We start from the raw sequence: 16,890 nt of genomic DNA, 5'->3' as shown, positions 1-16,890 counted from the left end.
CGTCAGCTGGAGTGAGCGAGTGCGCCGGGACGCGACCGCGTTCCGGCCCACCGGGCGTTCCTGGGCCGTGGTTCGGGCGGTGGTTCGGCGCGCAGGGCGGTCAGCGGGCCGGGTCGTCGGCCGGGCGTTCGAGGATCAGGCGGCCGGCGCGGTCGAGGACTTCGGCGCGGGTGCGGCCGGGGTGATCGGCGGCGAGGAAGTGGTTGCCGATGGCGAGGCAGAAGGCGAGCAGGCTACGGGCCTCGACCTCGTCAGGGTCGGTGCAGACAGTGCCGATGGCCTCGCGCAGTAGGTCCATGCGCCTGTTGTCCACGCGGCGCAGGCGTTCGGCGACGGCCTGATCGCGGCGGGCCCAGTCGCGGACGGCCAGGTCGATGGGGCGCAGGCGGTCGGAGAAGGTGAGCTTCCCGGCGCGGCGGGCCCTGGCGCGGGGGTCCGCGTCCTCGTGCCCGATCCGTTCGAGGACGTCGTCGGTGGCCTCGCGTTCCCAGGTGTCCAGCATCTCGGTCAGCAGGGCGTCGCGGTCGGCGAAGTAGCCGTAGAACCCGCCCTTGGTCACGCCGAGGGACTTGGCCAGGGCCTCGACGCGCACGGCGTCCACGCCGCCCGAGGCAAGGGTCTGCAGGCCGGTCTCGACCCACTTCTCGCGCGGTGTGCGCAGTGCGCCCATGGTGTGATCCACCTCATGATCTCCGCCGTTGTGCGGCAGCGTACAACGGGTCTAGCTTCGTTGTACGCCATCGTACAATCCGGGGAGGGCATCACCATGTCGTTCGGTTTCGTCGCCTACCACTACCCGAAGTCCGAGTACGTCGAGGAGTTCGTCGACCGCTGCCACCAGGTCTGCGAGGTGCTGACCCGGCAGCAGGGATTCCTCCGGGCCGAGGTCTGGGTCACCCCCGAGGGCGACGCCGTCGTCACCACCGGCGCGTTCGAGTCCCCGCAGGCGTTCCAGGGCGCGTTCGCCGCCGTGGGCCGGGAGTGCCCCGAGGTGGTCGTGTTCGACGAGCGCGAGCTCAAGCCCCGCCAGGTCCACACCCTGCTGTCGCGTCAGCAGTAGCTGAGCGGGCGACCCTGTCGCAGGCAGGCCGCGCCGGGAAGCCATGCCCGCGGCCCCTCGGGCCGGCAGGTCCGAGGGGCCGCGGGTGTGCGGTCAGTACAGCGAGACGCCGTACGCGGCGGCGGCCGCCGTGACGGGCTGGAAGAAGGTGGTGCCGCCGGAGGTGCAGTTGCCGCTGCCGCCGGAGGTGAGGCCGAGGGCCTTGGTGCCGTCGTAGAGCGGGCCGCCGGAGTCGCCGCCCTCGGCGCAGACGTTGGTCTGGATCAGGCCGCGGACGGTGCTGCCGTCGGAGTAGCGGACGGTGGCGTTCAGGGCGGTGACGGTGCCGCCGTGGGTGCCGGTGGTGGAGCCGGTGCGCTTGACGGATTCGCCGACGTACGCGCTGGCCGCGGAGTAGCCGCCGGGGTGGCTGGCCGAGGCGCTGCTGTACTTCACGAGCGCGTAGTCGGTGCCGGGGAAGCTGGAGCTGACGGTGGATCCGAGCGTGGTGGTCTGGGCGGAGTTGCTGTACCAGGTGCTCGCGATGTTGCCGCAGTGGCCGGCGGTCAGGAAGTAGTAGACGCCGCCCTTGACCACGTTGAAGCCCAGCGAACAGCGGTAGCCGCCACCGTAGATGGCCGCGCCGGCGGACAGCAGCGGGGTGAAGGTGCCCGCGGTCCGCTCGATCTTGAGGTGCTTCGTCCCGGCGGCCTTGCCGAGTGTGGCGAGCGCGGCGGGGCCGACGCTGCTGTCGGCCGTCACGACGACCTGGCCGGTGGCCTGGTCGGTGTGCCAGGCGATGCCGTTGACGCCGGCCTGCTCGACCGCGGTGCTGACCTGGGCCAGCGTGCCGGCGTCCGCGACGCCGTCGTCCGCGACGCCGTCGGCCGCGACGGCGCTGGGCGCAGCGAGCGCGGTCGCCGCGGCGAGGGCGACGGCGACGGCGAGCAGGCGTCCGCGGGTGCGGGACGGCGACGTGGGGGTGGTGCGCATGGTCCTCACAGTTCTCCTCCTGAGGGGTGGGGGAGGCCCGGGCAAGTGACGGGCCGTGAGGCGCGGGCAGGCGGCGATCGCGGACCGGTCGACTCGCGGCCCCGGTTCTGATCTGCCCCTGACAAGCGCTATCCCGGGAGTATTCGCCAGGAGTTGGAGCGGCACAAGACCCCCGACCGAGCTTTCCGGCCACCCGCACCGGCTGCGCACCGGCTGCGCACCGCCGCGCACCGCGGCCCCCAAGGCGCCGAGGATCGCCCAGCGAGTCGCGGCCCGTACGATCGCCGCATGTCACTGCCGCACGCGATCCTCACCGCCCTGCTGGAGAAGCCTTCCTCGGGGCTGGAGTTGACCCGGCGGTTCGACCGGTCGATCGGGTTCTTCTGGTCGGCGACGCACCAGCAGATCTACCGCGAGCTGGGGCGGCTGGAGCGCGAGGGGCTGGTGCGGGCGTCGGGGCCGGGGGCGGGGCGTGGGCAGCCCAAGGAGTACCAGGTGCTGCCGGCGGGGCGGGAGCGGCTGCGCGAGTGGGTCGGGCATGCGCAGGACCCGAAGCCGATCCGGGACCCGCTGCTGCTGCGGCTGCGCGCCGCGGCGGTGCTCGGTGTGGACGGCCTGGAGGAGGAGCTGGCGCGTCACCGGGAGCTGCACCGGGCGCAGTTGGCCGATTACCTGGAGATCGAGCGCCGCGACTTCCCGCCGGAGCGGGCGGAGACGGAGAACCGCCTGCAGCACATGGTGCTGCAGGCGGGCGTCCAGCTGGAGTCGTTCTGGCTGGCCTGGCTGGACCAGGCGCTGGAACGGAGTTGAGCGAGGCCCGGGCGCCGCACGGCAGTTGGGCGCAGGTCAGACCAGGCGCGCCAGGTACCCGTTGTCCACCAGCCACCCGACGTTGATCCGCTCCGGCGCGCCGGGCACCAGTGCGGCGTCCAGCTGGTACTGGAGGCCGAGGCCGGGCTGCCCGAACCAGGGGGCTATCGGGCCGGAGTGCACGGTGAACGCCTTGAGTACCCGGTAGTCGTGGTAGTTGCAGCCCGCGGCCGGGTTGCCGTCGAGGCTGGACGGCGGGATCGAGCGGGCGGCGTACGGCAGTCCCTCGGGGGCGAGGAAGGAGCCGTACTCACTGCCGTAGCGGTCGATCGCCTGGCCGGGGTCGAGGGTGGTGTTGTACTCGATCGGGGTGCCGTCGGGCATCAGCACGTAGCCGTTGGACGGCGGGTACTTCCAGCTGCCGGCCGCGCTGTCGTAGTACGTGTTGAGGAACTGCTGCTCGCTCATCAGCCCGGTGCGCAGGTAGCCGAACAGCTGGCGGCCGACCGCTCCGGCGTTGGGCAGTTGGGCCGGGCCGAGCCGGGAGTCGCCGTGCCGGAAGTCGGCGGAGCACTCGGTGGTGAGGGTGATCCGCAGCTCGGCGGGCGTCGCGGCGGACGCGACAGGGGCGGCGGTCGCGAGCAGGGCGACGGTGGCGACGAGCGGGGCGAGGAACTTGCGCAGGCGCACGGACACTCCGGTGGGGGCGGCTGGACGGCAGGGGCGCGGCCGGTGACGGTCCGCACCCGAAGGCGTGCACCAGGTAAGCGGAATGCCTGACCATCAGTCAACTCTGCGTATCCGATCAACTGCCGAGAGTGTCGGCGTTTCGGTCAACCGCCGAGGAATCCTGGCGGGAATAGGTCGGGGTGGCATCCCGTTGCACCGGCTGGTTGAATGTTGAATCAACCGAGAAGGAGTTGAGAGCGGTGCAGTTCGGCATCTTCAGCGTCGGCGACGTGACCACCGACCCCACCACCGGTCGGACCCCCAGCGAGCACGAGCGGATCAAGGCGATGGTCGCCATCGCGCTCAAGGCCGAGGAGGTCGGCCTCGACGTGTTCGCCACCGGCGAGCACCACAACCCGCCGTTCGTCCCGTCCTCGCCGACCACCATGCTCGGCTACATCGCGGCCCGCACCGAGAAGCTGATCCTCTCCACCTCCACCACGCTGATCACCACCAACGACCCGGTGAAGATCGCCGAGGACTTCGCGATGCTCCAGCACCTCGCGAACGGCCGGGTGGACGTGATGATGGGCCGTGGCAACACCGGCCCCGTCTACCCGTGGTTCGGCAAGGACATCCGCCAGGGCATCCCGCTCGCCATCGAGAACTACGCGCTGCTGCACCAGCTCTGGCGCGAGGAGAACGTCGACTGGCAGGGCCGCTTCCGCACCCCGCTGCAGTCCTTCACCTCCACCCCGCGCCCGCTCGACGACACCCCGCCGTTCGTCTGGCACGGCTCGATCCGCAGCCCCGAGATCGCCGAACAGGCCGCCTACTACGGCGACGGCTTCTTCGCCAACAACATCTTCTGGCCCAAGGAGCACTTCCAGCGCCTGGTCAACCTCTACCGCGAGCGGTACGCGCACTACGGCCACGGCACCGCCGAGCAGGCCGTCGTCGGCCTCGGCGGGCAGGTCTTCATGCGCAAGAACTCGCAGGACGCGGTGCGCGAGTTCCGCCCGTACTTCGACAACGCCCCTGTCTACGGGCACGGGCCCTCGCTGGAGGAGTTCACCGAGCAGACGCCGCTGACCGTCGGCAGCCCGCAGGAGGTCATCGAGAAGACCCTGAGCTTCCGCGAGACCTTCGGCGACTACCAGCGCCAGCTGTTCCTGATGGACCACGCCGGACTGCCGCTGAAGACCGTGCTGGAGCAGCTCGACCTGCTCGGCGAGGAGGTCGTTCCGGTACTGCGCAAGGAGTTCGCCAAGAACCGCCCCGCCGAGGTCCCGGACGGGCCCACCCACGCCGCGCTGGTGGCGGCCGGGCAGCAGGAGGCGGTCGCCAAGTGAGCGCGCTGAAACTGGTCGTGGTGACGGCGGGGCTCTCCGTCCCGTCCTCCACCCGGCTGCTCGCCGACCGCCTGGCCGGCGCCGCCGCCCGCGAACTGGGCAGTGCCGGGCGGGAGGTGGACGTCCGGGTGGTCGAACTGCGGGAGCTCGCCCGGGACATCGCGGACAACCTGGTCACCGGCTTCCCGCCGCCCGCGCTGCGCGACGCCGTGCGGGCGGTCGAGGAGGCGGACGGGCTGATCGCCGTCACGCCGATCTTCTCCGCCTCCTACAGCGGGCTGTTCAAGTCCTTCGTCGACGTGCTCGACAAGGACGCGCTGACCGGCACCCCCGTGCTGATCGCCGCCACCGGCGGCACCGCCCGGCACAGCCTCGCCCTCGAACACGTGATGCGGCCGCTCTTCGCGCACCTGCGCGCGGTGGTGGTCCCCACCGCGGTCTTCGCCGCCTCCGAGGACTGGGGTGCGAACGGGGCGGACGGCTCGCTGGCCGGCCGGATCGACCGCGCCGCCCGCGAACTCGCCGCCCTGCTGGCCGGGCGGCCCGCCGCGACGCACCAGGCCGAGCAGGTTGTGCCCTTCGCGCAACAACTCGCTGCGCTACGAGGACAGTGACGGGCCCTCGATGCCCTATCTTCCGACCGAGAGCCCCGACACCCAGGAACCCCGACACCCAGGAGCGTGCGCCATGGAACCCCAGGTCACCGACAACACCGAGCAGTCCCGCTTCGAGATCACCACCGACGCCGGACTGGCCGGATTCGCCGAGTACCAGCTCCGCGACGGCGGGCAGATCGCCTTCGTCCACACCGTCATCGACCCGGCCTTCGAGGGCCAGGGCCTGGGCGGCAAGCTGGCCCGCGCCGTCCTCGACACGGCGCGCGAGCGCGGCCTGGGCGTCCTGCCGTACTGCCCGTTCATCCGCGGCTGGATCGCCAAGCACCCCGAGTACGTCGACCTGGTGCCGGAGGACAAGCGCGCCAAGTTCGACCTCTGAGCCGTCGCGCGGACGGCGGACGGCGGGTGCCGGGGACGAGACCGGCGCCCGCCGCAGCATTTCGCCCGTCGCGCGCGACCCTGTATGCCGCTATGCCGCGGAACTTGACGGAATGTGCCAAACCGGGACTCACCGTGGACGAAACGTTCCTGCACAGCTATCGTCGCCGCTCGTGACCTTCTCCATCGTCGCTCGGCACGGAAACGCCTATGGCGTGGCCGTGGCCAGCAAGTTCCTCGCCGTCGGCGCCCTCGTTCCGGCCGCCGAGATCGGCACCGGCGCCCTCGCCTCCCAGGCCTGGGCCAACCTCGCCTACCGCCCGCAGGGCATGGCCATGCTGCGCAGCGGCGCCTCGCCCGCCTCCACCGTCGCGGCGCTGCTCGCCGCGGACGACGGGCGGGTGCACCGCCAGCTCGGCGTGGTCGGCCCGGAGAGCGCCGTCAGCTGGACCGGCGAGGAGTGCCTGCCCTGGGCGGGCGGGGTGTCCGGCCCGGACTACGCGATCCAGGGCAACATCCTGACCGGGCCGGAGGTGGTCGGCGAGATGGAGGCCGCCTGGCTGGCCTCCGCCGAACTCCCGTTCGCCGAGCGGCTGTTGGCCGCCCTCACGGCTGGTGACGCGGCCGGTGGCGACTCCCGCGGCCGGCAGAGCGCCGGGCTGTACGTGGTCGAGCCCGGCAAGGGCGTCGGCGGCTGGGGCGACACCTCGCACGACCTGCGGGTCGAGGACCACGCGGACCCGGTCGGCGAACTGCGCCGCCTGCTCGCCCTGCACGAGATCCTGCACGGCACCCCGGACCCGGACTCGCTGCTCGCGCTCGACGGCGAACTCGCCGACGAGGTCGGCGCGTTGCTCGCCAAGCTCGGCTACGACGAGCTCGACCGCTGGGCCGGGGTGGAGAACCTCGAGGGCCGCCTGGTCGAGGGCCGGATCGACCCGCTGGTGCTGAACCACCTGCGCACCGTCGCCGCCGGCTGACCGCAGCCGGGTCAGGGCGCAGCCGGGTTCAGGGCGTCAACTCCCTTGCGGCCGTCACCTCGTGCAGGTGGACCAGGACGTCGTAGGCCGCGCCGACGGCGAGTTCCCGCAGGGGCGTGGTGAAGGTGGTCCCCGCGTCGTACGTCGGGCGCGGGGTTGCCAGCCAGTTGCCCGCTGCGGCGGGCAGCCGGCGCAGCGGCACGTAGTAGTCGACGTGGCGGACCTGGTCGAGGACGTACTCGACGCTGCCGGGCGCGGCGGGCGGGAGGCTGACCGGCCCCCACGCGCCGCCCGCGCCGTCGCGGGTGGTGAGGAAGGTGCCGCGGTCGAAGGTGGTGCCGATCGCGGTGTAGCGGTCGCCGAGGGCCTGGCGCAGCTGCGCGCCCTGCGGGACGGGGTAGAGCTCCGGCATGGTGGAGGCGTAGCCGGCATGGCCGTTGTGCGCGGAGACCAGGATGCGGTGGCCGGTCCGCCGCTGCCACCACAGCACGTTGTGCGCCATGGCGCGGTCGCGGAGCTGCTCGGCGGCCGCGACCGTCGCCGGGTCGCCGGCGTCCATGGTGAGGAAGGCGAAGGTGTCGGCGATCACCCGGGCGTGCTGCTCGGCCCACGGGTCGCCCGCCGAGGACGCCAACTCGAAGGCCTTGCGGGCGAGTTCGGCGTTGGCGCGGCGCTCGGCGACCGGTCGGCCGAGGTAGCCGAATACGTCGTCCAGCGGGCGCAGCGGCGCGTACAGGTCGGTGAGCCGGGCCAGATCCTGGGGGCGGGCGAGGTCGAGGACGCGCTGGAAGACCCGGTCGCCGAGGCCGGGCAGGCCGAGGTCGTCGCCGAGGAAGTGGACGGGGCGGCCGGGGTGGCGGCGGTTGTGGTCCCGCATCCAGCCGATCAGGTCGGCGAACTCCTCGCGGTGCCACGGCGATCCGGCGAAGGCGCGGTCGGCGACCTGGCGGGCGTCGCCCTCGCCGCCCTGGAGAAACTCGTCGATCTCCAGGCCCGCCGTCCAGCTCGCCTCCAGGGCGAAGGTGGTGAAGCCGCGCTCCTCGACCAGGTGGCGGAAGAGCCGGTGCTTGAGCGTGAAGAACTCGTGGGAGCCGTGGGTGGCCTCGCCGAGGCCGACGACCAGCGAGTCGCCGATCAGGTCGCCGAGCGCCGCCAGGTCGGTGCTGCGGCCGCCGGGCGCGGTGGTGCGCAGCGGGTGCGCGGCGGCCTCCAGCTGCTTGACCACGAGCAGTTCCTGGCGGTCCGTGCGGTCGGCCGCGGCGGCGGCCGGGATGCGCAGCGCGGGGACGGCGAGGGCCGCGGTGGTGGCGGCGAGCAGGCCGCGCCTGCTGAGGTGCCGGTGGTGAGCCGTCATGGTCGTGTCTCCGTGTCCGGGCCGCCGGGTGCGGCCCTGGTGACGATCATGGTTCGGCGGGGCGGTGCGACGCGCTGGGGCGTGCCACCGGAAGGGTGCGGGGGAAATCCCCCGCACCGGGGGGTGGCTGCCCGGTGGGCCGACGTCACCGGCTCGGGGATGGCCGACGTCGGCCCGGGTGCCGTGCTACCGGAGCAGCGCCTTGGCGAGGTCCGCCTCCAGGTCGGCCGGGTCCTCCAGGCCGACCGACAGCCGCAGCAGGGCGGGGACGGGCTTGTGGGCGGCGGCGACCGGGCGGTGGGTGAGCGAGGCCGGGTGCTGGATCAGGGTGTCCACGCCGCCGAGCGAGACCGCGTGGGTGATCAGCTCGCAGTGCTCGGCGATCGCCGCCGCGTGCTCGAAGCCGCCCGCCGCCTCGAACGCCAAGGTGCTGCCGCCGCCGAGGAGTTGACGTCCGAGCAGCGGGGAGCCGGAGCGGCCGGGGTAGTGCACGGCCGTCACCTCGGGCTGCTCGGCGAGCCAGTCGGCGAGCCGGGCGGCGCTCTCCGAGGCGGCCCGCACCCGCAGCGGCAGGGTCTGCAGGCCGCGGTGCAGCAGGTAGCCGGCCAGCGGGTGCAGGATCGCGCCGGTGACGGCGCGGACCCGGCGCAGCCGCTCGGCCCACTCGGTGGTGCAGGCGACGGCGCCGGCCAGCACGTCGCCGTGGCCGCCGATCGACTTGGTCGCGGAGTGCAGCACCAGCGCGGCGCCGAACTCGGCGGGGCGCTGCAGCACCGGGGTGGCGAAGGTGTTGTCGACCATCAGCGGTGCGTCGCCGCACTGGTGGGCGATCGCGGCCAGGTCGACCAGGTCCAGGGTGGGGTTGCCGGGCGTCTCCACCAGGACGAGCCCGGTGTCGGGGCGGACGGAGGCGGCGACGGTGTCCGGGGTGGCCCAGGTGACTTCGGTGCCGAGCAGGCCGGAGTCCAGCAGGTGGTCCGAGCCGCCGTACAGCGGGCGCACCGCGACCACGTGCCGACGGCCCTCCGAGGCGGCGGCCAGCAGGCAGGCGGTGAGCGCGGCCATGCCGGAGGAGAACGCCACCGCCTGGGCGCAGCCCTCCAGTTCGGCCAGCGCGTTCTCGAAACGGGCGACGGTGGGGTTCCACAGCCGCTGGTAGACCAGCCCGCCCTCGGCGGGCGGCCGTCCGCCGGTGGCCAGCGCCTGGTAGGCGTCGCCGCCGGCGGCGAGGTCGGGCACCGGGTAGGTGGTGGACAGGTCGAGCGGGGGGACGTGCGTGCCGAGGCCGGCGAGGTCGTCGCGGCCGGCGTGCACGGCTCTGGTGTCGAGTCGGCTCATGGCCGTTGATGGTGAAGTTGATGCCGCGAGAAGGCCAGAGGGACAATCGATCATTCGGTTCGGAGGGGGTGCGGTCTTGCGAATGTTCGACCCGGGCCGCCACGCTGGTGGCGTGCCGAACATTCCACGGGCCCGCGCGGCGCTGGACGAGACCGACCGGGCGATCGTCCGGGCGCTGCTGGCGAACGCCCGGATGGCCAACAACGCGCTGGCGGAACTGGTCGGGATCGCCCCGTCCACCTGTCTGACCCGGGTGCGGGCGCTGCGCGAGCGCGGGGTGATCCGCGGCTACCACGCGGAGGTCGACCTGCCGGCCGTCGGGCTGTCGCTGCAGGCGATGATCTCGGTGCGCCTGCGAGCGCACACCGTGGAGCAGAACGGCAGTTTCCGGGCGGCGGCGCCCCAACTGCCCGGGGTGCTGGCGGTGTTCCACATGGCGGGCAGCGAGGACTACCTGCTGCACGTGGCGGTGGCCGACCCGGAGGCGCTGCGCTGCTTCGTGGTGGAGCACCTGACGACGCATCCGGCGGTCGCCCAGACCCGCACCAACCTGGTGTTCGAGCGGATCCCGGGCGCCACGCCCGCGATCTGAGGTCCGATACCACGCGCCGCCGGTCGCCCCCGCCGCAGGAGCCGTGCGGGGGTGGCGAGTTGTGGCCACTGTCCACCATCCGCCGCCGCATCCGGGGCCTTTCGGCCTTACCGTACTGGTTGACGGTAATCTGTCCGGTCCGTCCGGACGGGGCAGGGCTGCCGAGCCCCCACGCGGCCGGACGACGGCGCTCTCGCTCCGACCCCGGTCGCCCCCGCTGTGAAGGGACCGACCATGGCTGTCGCGGACCCACCCCAGACCGTGCGGTACTGCCTGAGCCTGGCGACCGTACCCGCGTCCGTGCCCGAGGCGCGGCGCGGTGTGCGCGCCGAACTGGCCGCCCGCGGCCTGGACGCGGACCACCCGCTGACCGACACCGTGCTGCTGGTGGTCAGCGAACTGGTCACCAACACGGTCCGCCACGCGGCAGTGCGCTCGCCCCGCACCACGCTCCAACTGGACTTCGCGGCGGACGAGTTGACGGTCCGGGTGCACGACCGGCACCCGCACTGCCCGCACCGCCGGGAGACTCCGCACCCGGACGGCAGCGGCGGCTGGGGCCTGAACCTGGTGCACGAGCTGGCGCAGCTCGCCGGCGGCGGCACCGCGACGCTGGCCGACGCGGACGGCGGCGGCAAGACCATGCTGGTGCGGCTGCCGCTGGGCTGAGCCCGGGGGAGGGGAGTTGGCGCGGGGCCGGCGCCGTGTCCCGGCGGACGCCGGTTGGGAAGACGATCGGAGGACGACCCCGCGGCCCCACTCTGCTGCATGCTCTCTGTTATTGCAAGTAAGTCGCAATAAGGACCGTGACCGGAGACGGCCTCAGCAGCGGCGCAGCGCCCCCGGCACCCGCAGCGACTCCAGCGACGGATAGCCGTCCACCGCCATCAGCAGATCCGCCTCCGCCAGCAGCGACCGCAGCACGTGCACGACCCCCGCCTCGCCGCCCAGCGCCAGCCCGTACACGTACGGCCGGCCCACCCCCACCGCCGTCGCACCCAGCGCCAGCGCCTTCACCGCGTCCGCGCCGCTGCGCACCCCCGAGTCGAACAGCACTGGCAGGCCGTCCGCCGCCGCCACCGCCTCGGCCAGCGACTCCAGCGCCGGCAGCCCGCCGTTCGCCTGCCGGCCGCCGTGGTTGGAGCAGTAGACGCCGTCCACGCCCGCGTCCTTCGCCCGCCGGACGTCCTCCGGGTGGCACAGGCCCTTCAGGATCAGCGGCAGCGAAGTCAGCGAACGCAGCCACGGCAGGTCGTCCCAGGTCAGCGGGTTGCCGAAGATCTGCACCCAGTCCATCACCGCGCCGCGCGGATCCCCGTCCGGGTCCTTGAGCCTCGCCCGGAACACCGGGTCCGAGGTGTAGTTCGCCAGACAGTGCCCGCGCAGCTGCGGGAAGCTGCCACTGCCCAGGTCGCGCGGCCGCCAGCCCGTCACCCAGGTGTCCAGCGTCACCACGATGCCCTTGAACCCGGCCGCCTCCGCCCGCTGCACCAGCGACTCCGCGAGCGCCCGGTCGGTCGGCGTGTACAGCTGGAAGAACCCCGGGGTGTCGCCCAGCTCCGCCGCCACCCGCTCCATCGGATCCACCGACAGCGTCGACGCGACCATCGGCACCCCCGTGCGGGCCGCCGCCCGGGCCGCCGCCAGATCCCCGTGCCCGTCCGGCGCGCACAGCCCCAGCACCCCGACCGGGGCCATGAACAGCGGCGACGCCAACTCCAGACCGAACAGGTCCACCCGCAGGTCCCGCTCCTTCGCGCCCACCAGCATCCGCGGCACCAGCCCCCAGCGCTCGAACGCCGCGACGTTCGCCCGCTGGGTGTGCTCGTCGCCCGCGCCGCCCGCCACGTACGACCACACGTCCGGCGCCAGCGCCTGCTGCGCCCGCTCCGCCAGGCCCGCGAAGGTCATCGGGAGCTTGGGCGCGACGCCGAACAGCGCCTCGAAGTAGATCTCGTTCTGGTAGTCGCCGAACTGCGGGGCCATCCGCACTCCTCAGGGCTGGTTTCCGGTGGCGGCCACCCTCCATCCGCTACCGGCGGGTAGTCAAGGGCTCGCCGTCACGGGCCTGCCATCACGGACTCGCCGTCACGGGCTTGCCATCACGGGCTTGCCGCGCAGCACCAGCCGGGTCGGCACCGTCTCGGTGCGCGGCGGCGAATCGTCCCCGTCCAGCCGGGCCAGCGCCAGCCGCACCGCCGCCGCACCCAGCTCCGCCGGGGCCTGCGCCACCGCCGACAGCGGCGGATCCAGCACCTCCGCCAACGGCAGGTCGTCGAACGCCAGCACCGCCACCTCGCGACGGCCCGCCCGGCCCAGCGCCAGCACCGCACCCGTCGCCGCGTTCACGTTCGACGCGAACAGCGCCGTCGGCGGATCCGGCAGCGCCAGCAGCCGCAGCACCGCGTCCGCCGCGTCCGCCGCCGTCCGGGCATCCGCGACCAGCACCTCGTCGACCGGGACGCCGGCCTCCGCCAGCGCGTCCCGGTAGCCCGCCAGGCGCTCCCGGCGGGTGTACAGCTCCGGCGGCAGATCACCCAGGAACGCCACCCGCCGGTGCCCCGCGCCCAGCAGCTGGGCCACGCCCTCGCGGGCACCCGCCCGGTTCGACGACACCACACAGTCCGCGTCCGGCCCAGGACGGTCCACGAACACCAGCGGCACCCCCGCCGCCCCCGCCTGCGCCAACGCCTCCCCGCCCGCCGCCGGCACCACCAGCAACGCCGCCGTCCGACGCGCCAGGAAAGCGCCCACCACCTCCGCCTCACGCACCGGATCACCGCCCGAACACCCCAGCAGCACCGTCAGCCCACGCGCCCGCGCCGCCTCCTCCACCCCGCCCGCCAGCGCCCCGAAGAACGGATTGCCCAGATCCGGCACCACCAGCCCCACCGTCGAATCCGGGCCGCCCGTCCGAATGCTCCGCGCCAACAGGTTCGGCCGGAAACCCAACCGCTCCGTCACCGCCAGCACCCGCGCCCGGGTCGCCGCCGCCACCGGCCCGTCCCCGTTCACCACCCGCGACACCGTCTTCGCACTCACCCCCGCCTCACGCGCCACATCGTGCAACGTCGAACGCCGCTCCATCCCCACTCCCCGTTCCCGTCCCGCCGGCCCCACTGTCCCGCTTTCCCGCCGACCGTACCGCCGCCCTCCCGGCGGAAGATCCACCGGAGGTAGCCTGGCTGCGGGTGGTGACCATGCGAGCCAGCGACAACCCGACGTCCGGGACGACGATCCCCGAGGTCCCCTTCGCCGCGCCACCCGGCACACCGGCCGGCGTCGAAGTACTGACCCTCGCCGAACTGCGCGCCCGCCGCGACACCGCCGCCGACCGCGCCTTCCACCGCCCCCAGCGGCCCGCCTTCCACCACCTCCTCACCCTCGACAGCGGCACCCTCCACCACACCGTCGACTTCACCGAACACGCCGTCCACCCCGGCAGCTGGCTCTGGGTCCGGCCCGGACAGGTCCAGCAATGGGGCGAACTCGACGACGCCGACGGCACCCTCGTCCTCTTCGAACCCGGCTTCCCCGACCCCGCGACAGTCGCCGCCGCCCGCCTCGACGACCCCTTCGCCGCCGCCGTCCTGCACACCACCGGCACCTCCCGCGACGCCCTCCGGCACGCGCTCCGCCACCTCGAACACGAATACGCCTCCGGCGCCGACCTCCCCGCCGACATCCACCACGCCCTGCTCCGCCACCTGCTCGCCGCACTCCTGCTGCGCCTCGCCAACCCCGCCACCCCCTGCGGCAGCGCGACCGCCGAACCCGGCGAGACCTACCGCCGCTTCCGCCACGCCGTCGAACACCACTTCACCCGCACCCGCCGCGTCGAGGACTACGCCAAAGCCCTCGGCTACTCCCCCCGCACCCTCTCCCGCGCCACCCTCGCCGCCGCGGGCATCGGCGCCAAGGAATTCGTCGACCGCCGCGTAGTCCTCGAAGCCAAACGCCTCCTCGCCCACAGCGACACCCCCGCCGCCCGCATAGCCGACCACCTCGGCTTCGCCGACGCCGCCAACTTCGCCAAGTTCTTCCACCAACGCACCGGCACCACCCCCATCGCCTTCCGCACGGCGGTCCGTGGGACCGCGGAAGAGGCGTAACGGCATGCCTTCGGCGGGGTGGGGGATCGGGGAGTTGTGCGCCTTCCGCACGGCGGTTCGGGGCACTGCGGAAGAGCTGTAACGGCATGCCTCCGGCGGGGTGGGGGATTGGGGAGTTGTGCGCCTTCCGCACAGCGGTCCGTGGGACTGCGGAAGAGCCGTGAGCGGCACCAGCCAGACCTTGCCCGCGCAGCGTTGTCTTTCCGGTCCTCGACGGCGGCGGGGTGCTCGGGTGGGTGGGTGGGTGGGGCGGGGCGGGTGAGGTCAGAGGGCGTTGCGGATGCGGGCCGCCGTCTCCGCCGCGTGAGCGTCGTCGCGGTAGTGGGTGCGGGGCCAGAAGAAGCCGCGCAGGCCGTCCTTGGGGTTGCGGGGGACGATGTGGGTGTGCAGGTGGGGCACGGACTGGCTGATCCGGTTGTTGGCCGCGACGAAGCTGCCGGCGGCGGCCGTGCCGCGTTCGACGGCGGCGGTGAGCTGGCGGACGCGGGTGTAGTAGGGGCCCGTCTCGTCGTCGGTGAGGTCGGTCAGGGTGGGGACGTGGCGGCGCGGGATCACCAGCAGGTGGCCGGGGAACAGTGGCCGGTGGTCGAGGAAGGCGTGGACGACGTCGTCGGCGAGGACGGTTTCGACAGTGACTTCGCCGGCCACGACACGGCAGAACAGGCAGTCCATCGTCCCAGCATCATGGCCGGGGCGCGCCGCCGCGGGAAACGGCGCGCCCCGGCAGGACGTGCCGTCAGGCGTGCGCCCAGGACGGGGCGCTGACCAGCGCGACCAGCTGTTCCTGGCTGAGTGCCGGGGCGTCGCGGGTGACCTGGTAGTTGGGCCCGTAGGTCCAGAGTTTGGCGGTCACCATGGTGCCGTCGGGGAGCAGCGCGCCCGCGATCACCTCGGCGCCCCGGGTGTCTTTGGTGCCGTCGGGCCCGGGGACGGGGACCTCCTTGACGTAGGACCGGGTTCCGTCCGGGTGCTCCTTGAAGCGCCCGCCGAATCCGGTGTTGCGGAACCTGGTGTCCGGGTCGGCGGGGAAGCCCCGCTGCCAGCCGTGTTCGACGGAGACGACCAGCTGGCTGGTGAGATTGGCGAGGGAGACGGTTCCGTGCACCCGTCCCGGGGTGTCCTGGGTGCCCGGGCCCGGGTCGAAGGTGGCGTCGGCGGGCAGCGTGGCGCGTAGGGCGGCGAGTACGGCGGGGCTGCCGACGGGTGCGGCGGGCGGCACGGTGGAGGCGCGGAGGACGGTGAAGGCCGGCCGCCAGGCGTCGGAGGTGGCCACGTCCAGCAGTCGTTCCTGGGTGAGTGGCGGCTGCTCGCGGGCCGGGTGGCCCGGGCGGCCGGAGGCGACCTCGGTGGCGTTGACGATCCGGCCGTCGGTGGTGGCGTACGTGACGGTCCAGACGCGGTCGCCGGCCTCCCAGCGCGGGGCGATGGTGGTGGTGATCAGGCGGGAACCGTCGGGGCGGGTGGTGAGTTGGCAGGCGGCGGTCGGCTGGTTGAGGGTGTCGGGGCACTGCAGGGCGGCGGCGCTGTCGCTGAGCGGGGTGGCCAGCCGGTCGATGGTCAGCAGGACCCGGGCCGGGCCGTTGCCGTCGTCGTACTCCAGCCAGCCCATCGGGGTGCGGCCGGGCTGCAGGTCGTCGGGGGAGGTGCCCGAGAGGTTGGTGATCCGGCCGTCGGCGGGCATCAGTGAGCTCAGAGTGTCGGACATGAAGGTCTGGCCGACGGGCGATGCGGCCGGTGCGGGACGCGCCGGGGAGCGGTCGGGCAGCAGGGCCAGCGCGCACCCAGCGGCGGCGACCAGGGCGAGCGCGGAGGCACCGGCGGCCCGGCGGCGGCGCACCCGGGTGCGGCCGCGGCGTTCGGCGGCCAGCGCGAACAGTTCGGTGGCCGGTTCGGGCGCGTGGTCGGCGGAGGCCCGCAGGGCGCGGGCGAAGTCCTCTTCGGAAGTCATCGGCATGCTCCAGAAACGGTGCGGAGGGAACGTCAGGGGTGAAGGAGCGCGTCGATGCGGCTCCGGAAAGAAAGGAGCGTCAGGGCCGGACGAGCTCGTCGAACTGCCCGCCGAGCCGGGTGCGCAGGCGGCTGAGTGCGCGGGAGGCGCGGGAGCGGACGGCGCTCGGGGTGAGGCGCAGCGCGGTGGCGGCCTCCTCGACGCCGAGGTCCTCCCAGTAGCGCAGGACGAGCACGGCCCGGTCCTGCTGCGGGAGTTCGGCGAGTGCCTGGAGCAGGGTGACGCGCAGTGCGGGGTCGGCGGTGGGTGCGGCGGATTCGGCGAAGGTGTCGGTGACGTGTTCGCGGCTGCTGCGCCGGCGCCGGTGGCTGAGGAAGGTGTTGACCAGGACGGTCCGGGCGTATCCGGCGGGGTTCGCCATCCGGGAGACCCGCCGCCAGCTGCCGTAGAGCTTGCCGAGCGCCTCCTGCGCGAGGTCCTCGGCGAGGTGGGCGTCGCCACCGGTCAGCAGGTAGGCGGTGCGTACCAGGTCGCGGCCGCGGGCGGCTGCGAAGTCCCGGAACTCGAGGGGTCCGCCGTCGGCCCCGATCGTCGTCGTGCTGTCCATGCTCCTCTAACGCGGTGGGCCGGTGTTCTTGTCGCACCGTCAAATAATCGGCAGCCGATTGGCAGTTGAGCACGAAGGGCCGCGCGGGGTGTCGAAAACGG

General features: G+C 73.4%; 19 protein-coding genes. 9 read left to right on the top strand and 10 right to left on the bottom strand.

The features are described 5' to 3' along the window. Positions 1-100: 100 nt before the first annotated feature. The gene (locus ACGFWJ_RS03790) at positions 101-670 is read right to left on the bottom strand and encodes a TetR/AcrR family transcriptional regulator (protein WP_392945470.1); all 570 of its coding nucleotides are present in this window, start codon (positions 668-670) and stop codon (positions 101-103) included. A gap of 96 nt (positions 671-766) precedes the next feature. On the opposite strand from ACGFWJ_RS03790, the gene ACGFWJ_RS03785 reads away from it, so the two are divergent. Next, positions 767-1,060, top strand: a complete 294-nt coding sequence (locus tag ACGFWJ_RS03785; protein ID WP_392944848.1) for an antibiotic biosynthesis monooxygenase — start codon at positions 767-769, stop codon at positions 1,058-1,060. 93 nt (positions 1,061-1,153) lie between these two features. On the opposite strand, the gene ACGFWJ_RS03780 is transcribed toward ACGFWJ_RS03785, so the two are convergent. Next, complete coding sequence (locus ACGFWJ_RS03780) at positions 1,154-2,041, bottom strand: S1 family peptidase (protein ID WP_392944846.1); 888 nt, start codon at positions 2,039-2,041, stop codon at positions 1,154-1,156. Between the two features lie 279 nt (positions 2,042-2,320). Here ACGFWJ_RS03780 and ACGFWJ_RS03775 point away from each other — a divergent pair, with 279 nt between their 5' ends. Then, on the top strand, positions 2,321-2,842 hold the full coding sequence (locus ACGFWJ_RS03775; protein ID WP_392944844.1) for a PadR family transcriptional regulator: 522 nt from the start codon (positions 2,321-2,323) through the stop codon (positions 2,840-2,842). Between the two features lie 36 nt (positions 2,843-2,878). Here the strand turns inward: ACGFWJ_RS03775 and ACGFWJ_RS03770 are convergent, their stop codons facing one another. Further along, positions 2,879-3,532, bottom strand: coding sequence for a TNT domain-containing protein (locus ACGFWJ_RS03770; protein WP_392944842.1), 654 nt, complete (start codon positions 3,530-3,532; stop codon positions 2,879-2,881). A 239-nt stretch (positions 3,533-3,771) separates the two neighbouring features. On the opposite strand from ACGFWJ_RS03770, the gene ACGFWJ_RS03765 reads away from it, so the two are divergent. The 4 genes from ACGFWJ_RS03765 to ACGFWJ_RS03750 all read left to right on the top strand — a co-directional run bounded on the left by ACGFWJ_RS03765 (position 3,772) and on the right by ACGFWJ_RS03750 (position 6,838). Next, entirely contained in the window at positions 3,772-4,863 is a 1,092-nt protein-coding gene (locus ACGFWJ_RS03765; protein ID WP_392944840.1) for an LLM class flavin-dependent oxidoreductase, read from the top strand. A 5-nt stretch (positions 4,864-4,868) separates the two neighbouring features. Then, positions 4,869-5,477, top strand: a complete 609-nt coding sequence (locus tag ACGFWJ_RS03760) for an FMN reductase (RefSeq protein WP_392945468.1) — start codon at positions 4,869-4,871, stop codon at positions 5,475-5,477. 73 nt (positions 5,478-5,550) lie between these two features. Beyond that, positions 5,551-5,859: a GNAT family N-acetyltransferase gene (locus ACGFWJ_RS03755; protein WP_387635246.1), complete on the top strand. Its 309-nt coding sequence runs from the start codon at positions 5,551-5,553 to the stop codon at positions 5,857-5,859. A 172-nt stretch (positions 5,860-6,031) separates the two neighbouring features. Next, entirely contained in the window at positions 6,032-6,838 is an 807-nt protein-coding gene (locus ACGFWJ_RS03750) for a DUF1028 domain-containing protein (RefSeq protein WP_392944837.1), read from the top strand. Positions 6,839-6,866: 28 nt separating this feature from the next. Here the strand turns inward: ACGFWJ_RS03750 and ACGFWJ_RS03745 are convergent, their stop codons facing one another. Next, entirely contained in the window at positions 6,867-8,192 is a 1,326-nt protein-coding gene (locus tag ACGFWJ_RS03745) for an erythromycin esterase family protein (RefSeq protein WP_392944835.1), read from the bottom strand. A 186-nt stretch (positions 8,193-8,378) separates the two neighbouring features. After that, positions 8,379-9,530 (bottom strand): trans-sulfuration enzyme family protein, encoded by a 1,152-nt coding sequence (locus ACGFWJ_RS03740; RefSeq protein ID WP_392944833.1) that lies wholly within the window; start codon positions 9,528-9,530, stop codon positions 8,379-8,381. A gap of 112 nt (positions 9,531-9,642) precedes the next feature. Between ACGFWJ_RS03740 and ACGFWJ_RS03735 the strand changes: the two genes are divergently transcribed. Further along, a complete protein-coding gene (locus tag ACGFWJ_RS03735) occupies positions 9,643-10,122 on the top strand; it encodes an Lrp/AsnC family transcriptional regulator (RefSeq protein ID WP_387635235.1) in 480 nt (159 codons plus the stop codon). A 234-nt stretch (positions 10,123-10,356) separates the two neighbouring features. Next, a complete protein-coding gene (locus ACGFWJ_RS03730; protein ID WP_387635233.1) occupies positions 10,357-10,791 on the top strand; it encodes an ATP-binding protein in 435 nt (144 codons plus the stop codon). A gap of 153 nt (positions 10,792-10,944) precedes the next feature. Here ACGFWJ_RS03730 and ACGFWJ_RS03725 read toward each other — a convergent pair whose 3' ends face one another. Beyond that, positions 10,945-12,108, bottom strand: a complete 1,164-nt coding sequence (locus ACGFWJ_RS03725) for an alpha-hydroxy-acid oxidizing protein (protein ID WP_392944830.1) — start codon at positions 12,106-12,108, stop codon at positions 10,945-10,947. 102 nt (positions 12,109-12,210) lie between these two features. Continuing rightward, positions 12,211-13,215, bottom strand: a complete 1,005-nt coding sequence (locus ACGFWJ_RS03720; protein ID WP_392944828.1) for a LacI family DNA-binding transcriptional regulator — start codon at positions 13,213-13,215, stop codon at positions 12,211-12,213. 107 nt (positions 13,216-13,322) lie between these two features. On the opposite strand from ACGFWJ_RS03720, the gene ACGFWJ_RS03715 reads away from it, so the two are divergent. After that, complete coding sequence (locus ACGFWJ_RS03715; protein ID WP_392945466.1) at positions 13,323-14,234, top strand: helix-turn-helix domain-containing protein; 912 nt, start codon at positions 13,323-13,325, stop codon at positions 14,232-14,234. Positions 14,235-14,498: 264 nt separating this feature from the next. On the opposite strand, the gene ACGFWJ_RS03710 is transcribed toward ACGFWJ_RS03715, so the two are convergent. From ACGFWJ_RS03710 to ACGFWJ_RS03700, 3 genes are all read right to left on the bottom strand, one after another. Beyond that, positions 14,499-14,906: an HIT family protein gene (locus ACGFWJ_RS03710; protein ID WP_392944826.1), complete on the bottom strand. Its 408-nt coding sequence runs from the start codon at positions 14,904-14,906 to the stop codon at positions 14,499-14,501. A gap of 64 nt (positions 14,907-14,970) precedes the next feature. Then, entirely contained in the window at positions 14,971-16,182 is a 1,212-nt protein-coding gene (locus tag ACGFWJ_RS03705; protein ID WP_392944824.1) for a hypothetical protein, read from the bottom strand. A 79-nt stretch (positions 16,183-16,261) separates the two neighbouring features. Further along, on the bottom strand, positions 16,262-16,789 hold the full coding sequence (locus ACGFWJ_RS03700) for a SigE family RNA polymerase sigma factor (RefSeq protein WP_387635220.1): 528 nt from the start codon (positions 16,787-16,789) through the stop codon (positions 16,262-16,264). Between the last annotated feature and the right edge of the window lie 101 nt (positions 16,790-16,890).

It is taken from the genome of Kitasatospora sp. NPDC048407, from assembly GCF_043200475.1.
Classification (GTDB): domain Bacteria; phylum Actinomycetota; class Actinomycetes; order Streptomycetales; family Streptomycetaceae; genus Kitasatospora.
This window is presented reverse-complemented; position numbering and strand designations above follow the sequence as displayed.

Coding starts and splice junctions, on each gene's coding strand:
- ACGFWJ_RS03745 (WP_392944835.1), bottom strand. CDS start 8,192: ATGACGGCTCACCACCGGCACCTCAGCAGGCGCGGCCTGCTCGCCGCC.
- ACGFWJ_RS03725 (WP_392944830.1), bottom strand. CDS start 12,108: ATGGCCCCGCAGTTCGGCGACTACCAGAACGAGATCTACTTCGAGGCG.
- ACGFWJ_RS03730 (WP_387635233.1), top strand. CDS start 10,357: ATGGCTGTCGCGGACCCACCCCAGACCGTGCGGTACTGCCTGAGCCTG.
- ACGFWJ_RS03710 (WP_392944826.1), bottom strand. CDS start 14,906: ATGGACTGCCTGTTCTGCCGTGTCGTGGCCGGCGAAGTCACTGTCGAA.
- ACGFWJ_RS03785 (WP_392944848.1), top strand. CDS start 767: ATGTCGTTCGGTTTCGTCGCCTACCACTACCCGAAGTCCGAGTACGTC.
- ACGFWJ_RS03705 (WP_392944824.1), bottom strand. CDS start 16,182: ATGACTTCCGAAGAGGACTTCGCCCGCGCCCTGCGGGCCTCCGCCGAC.
- ACGFWJ_RS03700 (WP_387635220.1), bottom strand. CDS start 16,789: ATGGACAGCACGACGACGATCGGGGCCGACGGCGGACCCCTCGAGTTC.
- ACGFWJ_RS03755 (WP_387635246.1), top strand. CDS start 5,551: ATGGAACCCCAGGTCACCGACAACACCGAGCAGTCCCGCTTCGAGATC.
- ACGFWJ_RS03715 (WP_392945466.1), top strand. CDS start 13,323: ATGCGAGCCAGCGACAACCCGACGTCCGGGACGACGATCCCCGAGGTC.
- ACGFWJ_RS03775 (WP_392944844.1), top strand. CDS start 2,321: ATGTCACTGCCGCACGCGATCCTCACCGCCCTGCTGGAGAAGCCTTCC.
- ACGFWJ_RS03790 (WP_392945470.1), bottom strand. CDS start 670: ATGGGCGCACTGCGCACACCGCGCGAGAAGTGGGTCGAGACCGGCCTG.
- ACGFWJ_RS03740 (WP_392944833.1), bottom strand. CDS start 9,530: ATGAGCCGACTCGACACCAGAGCCGTGCACGCCGGCCGCGACGACCTC.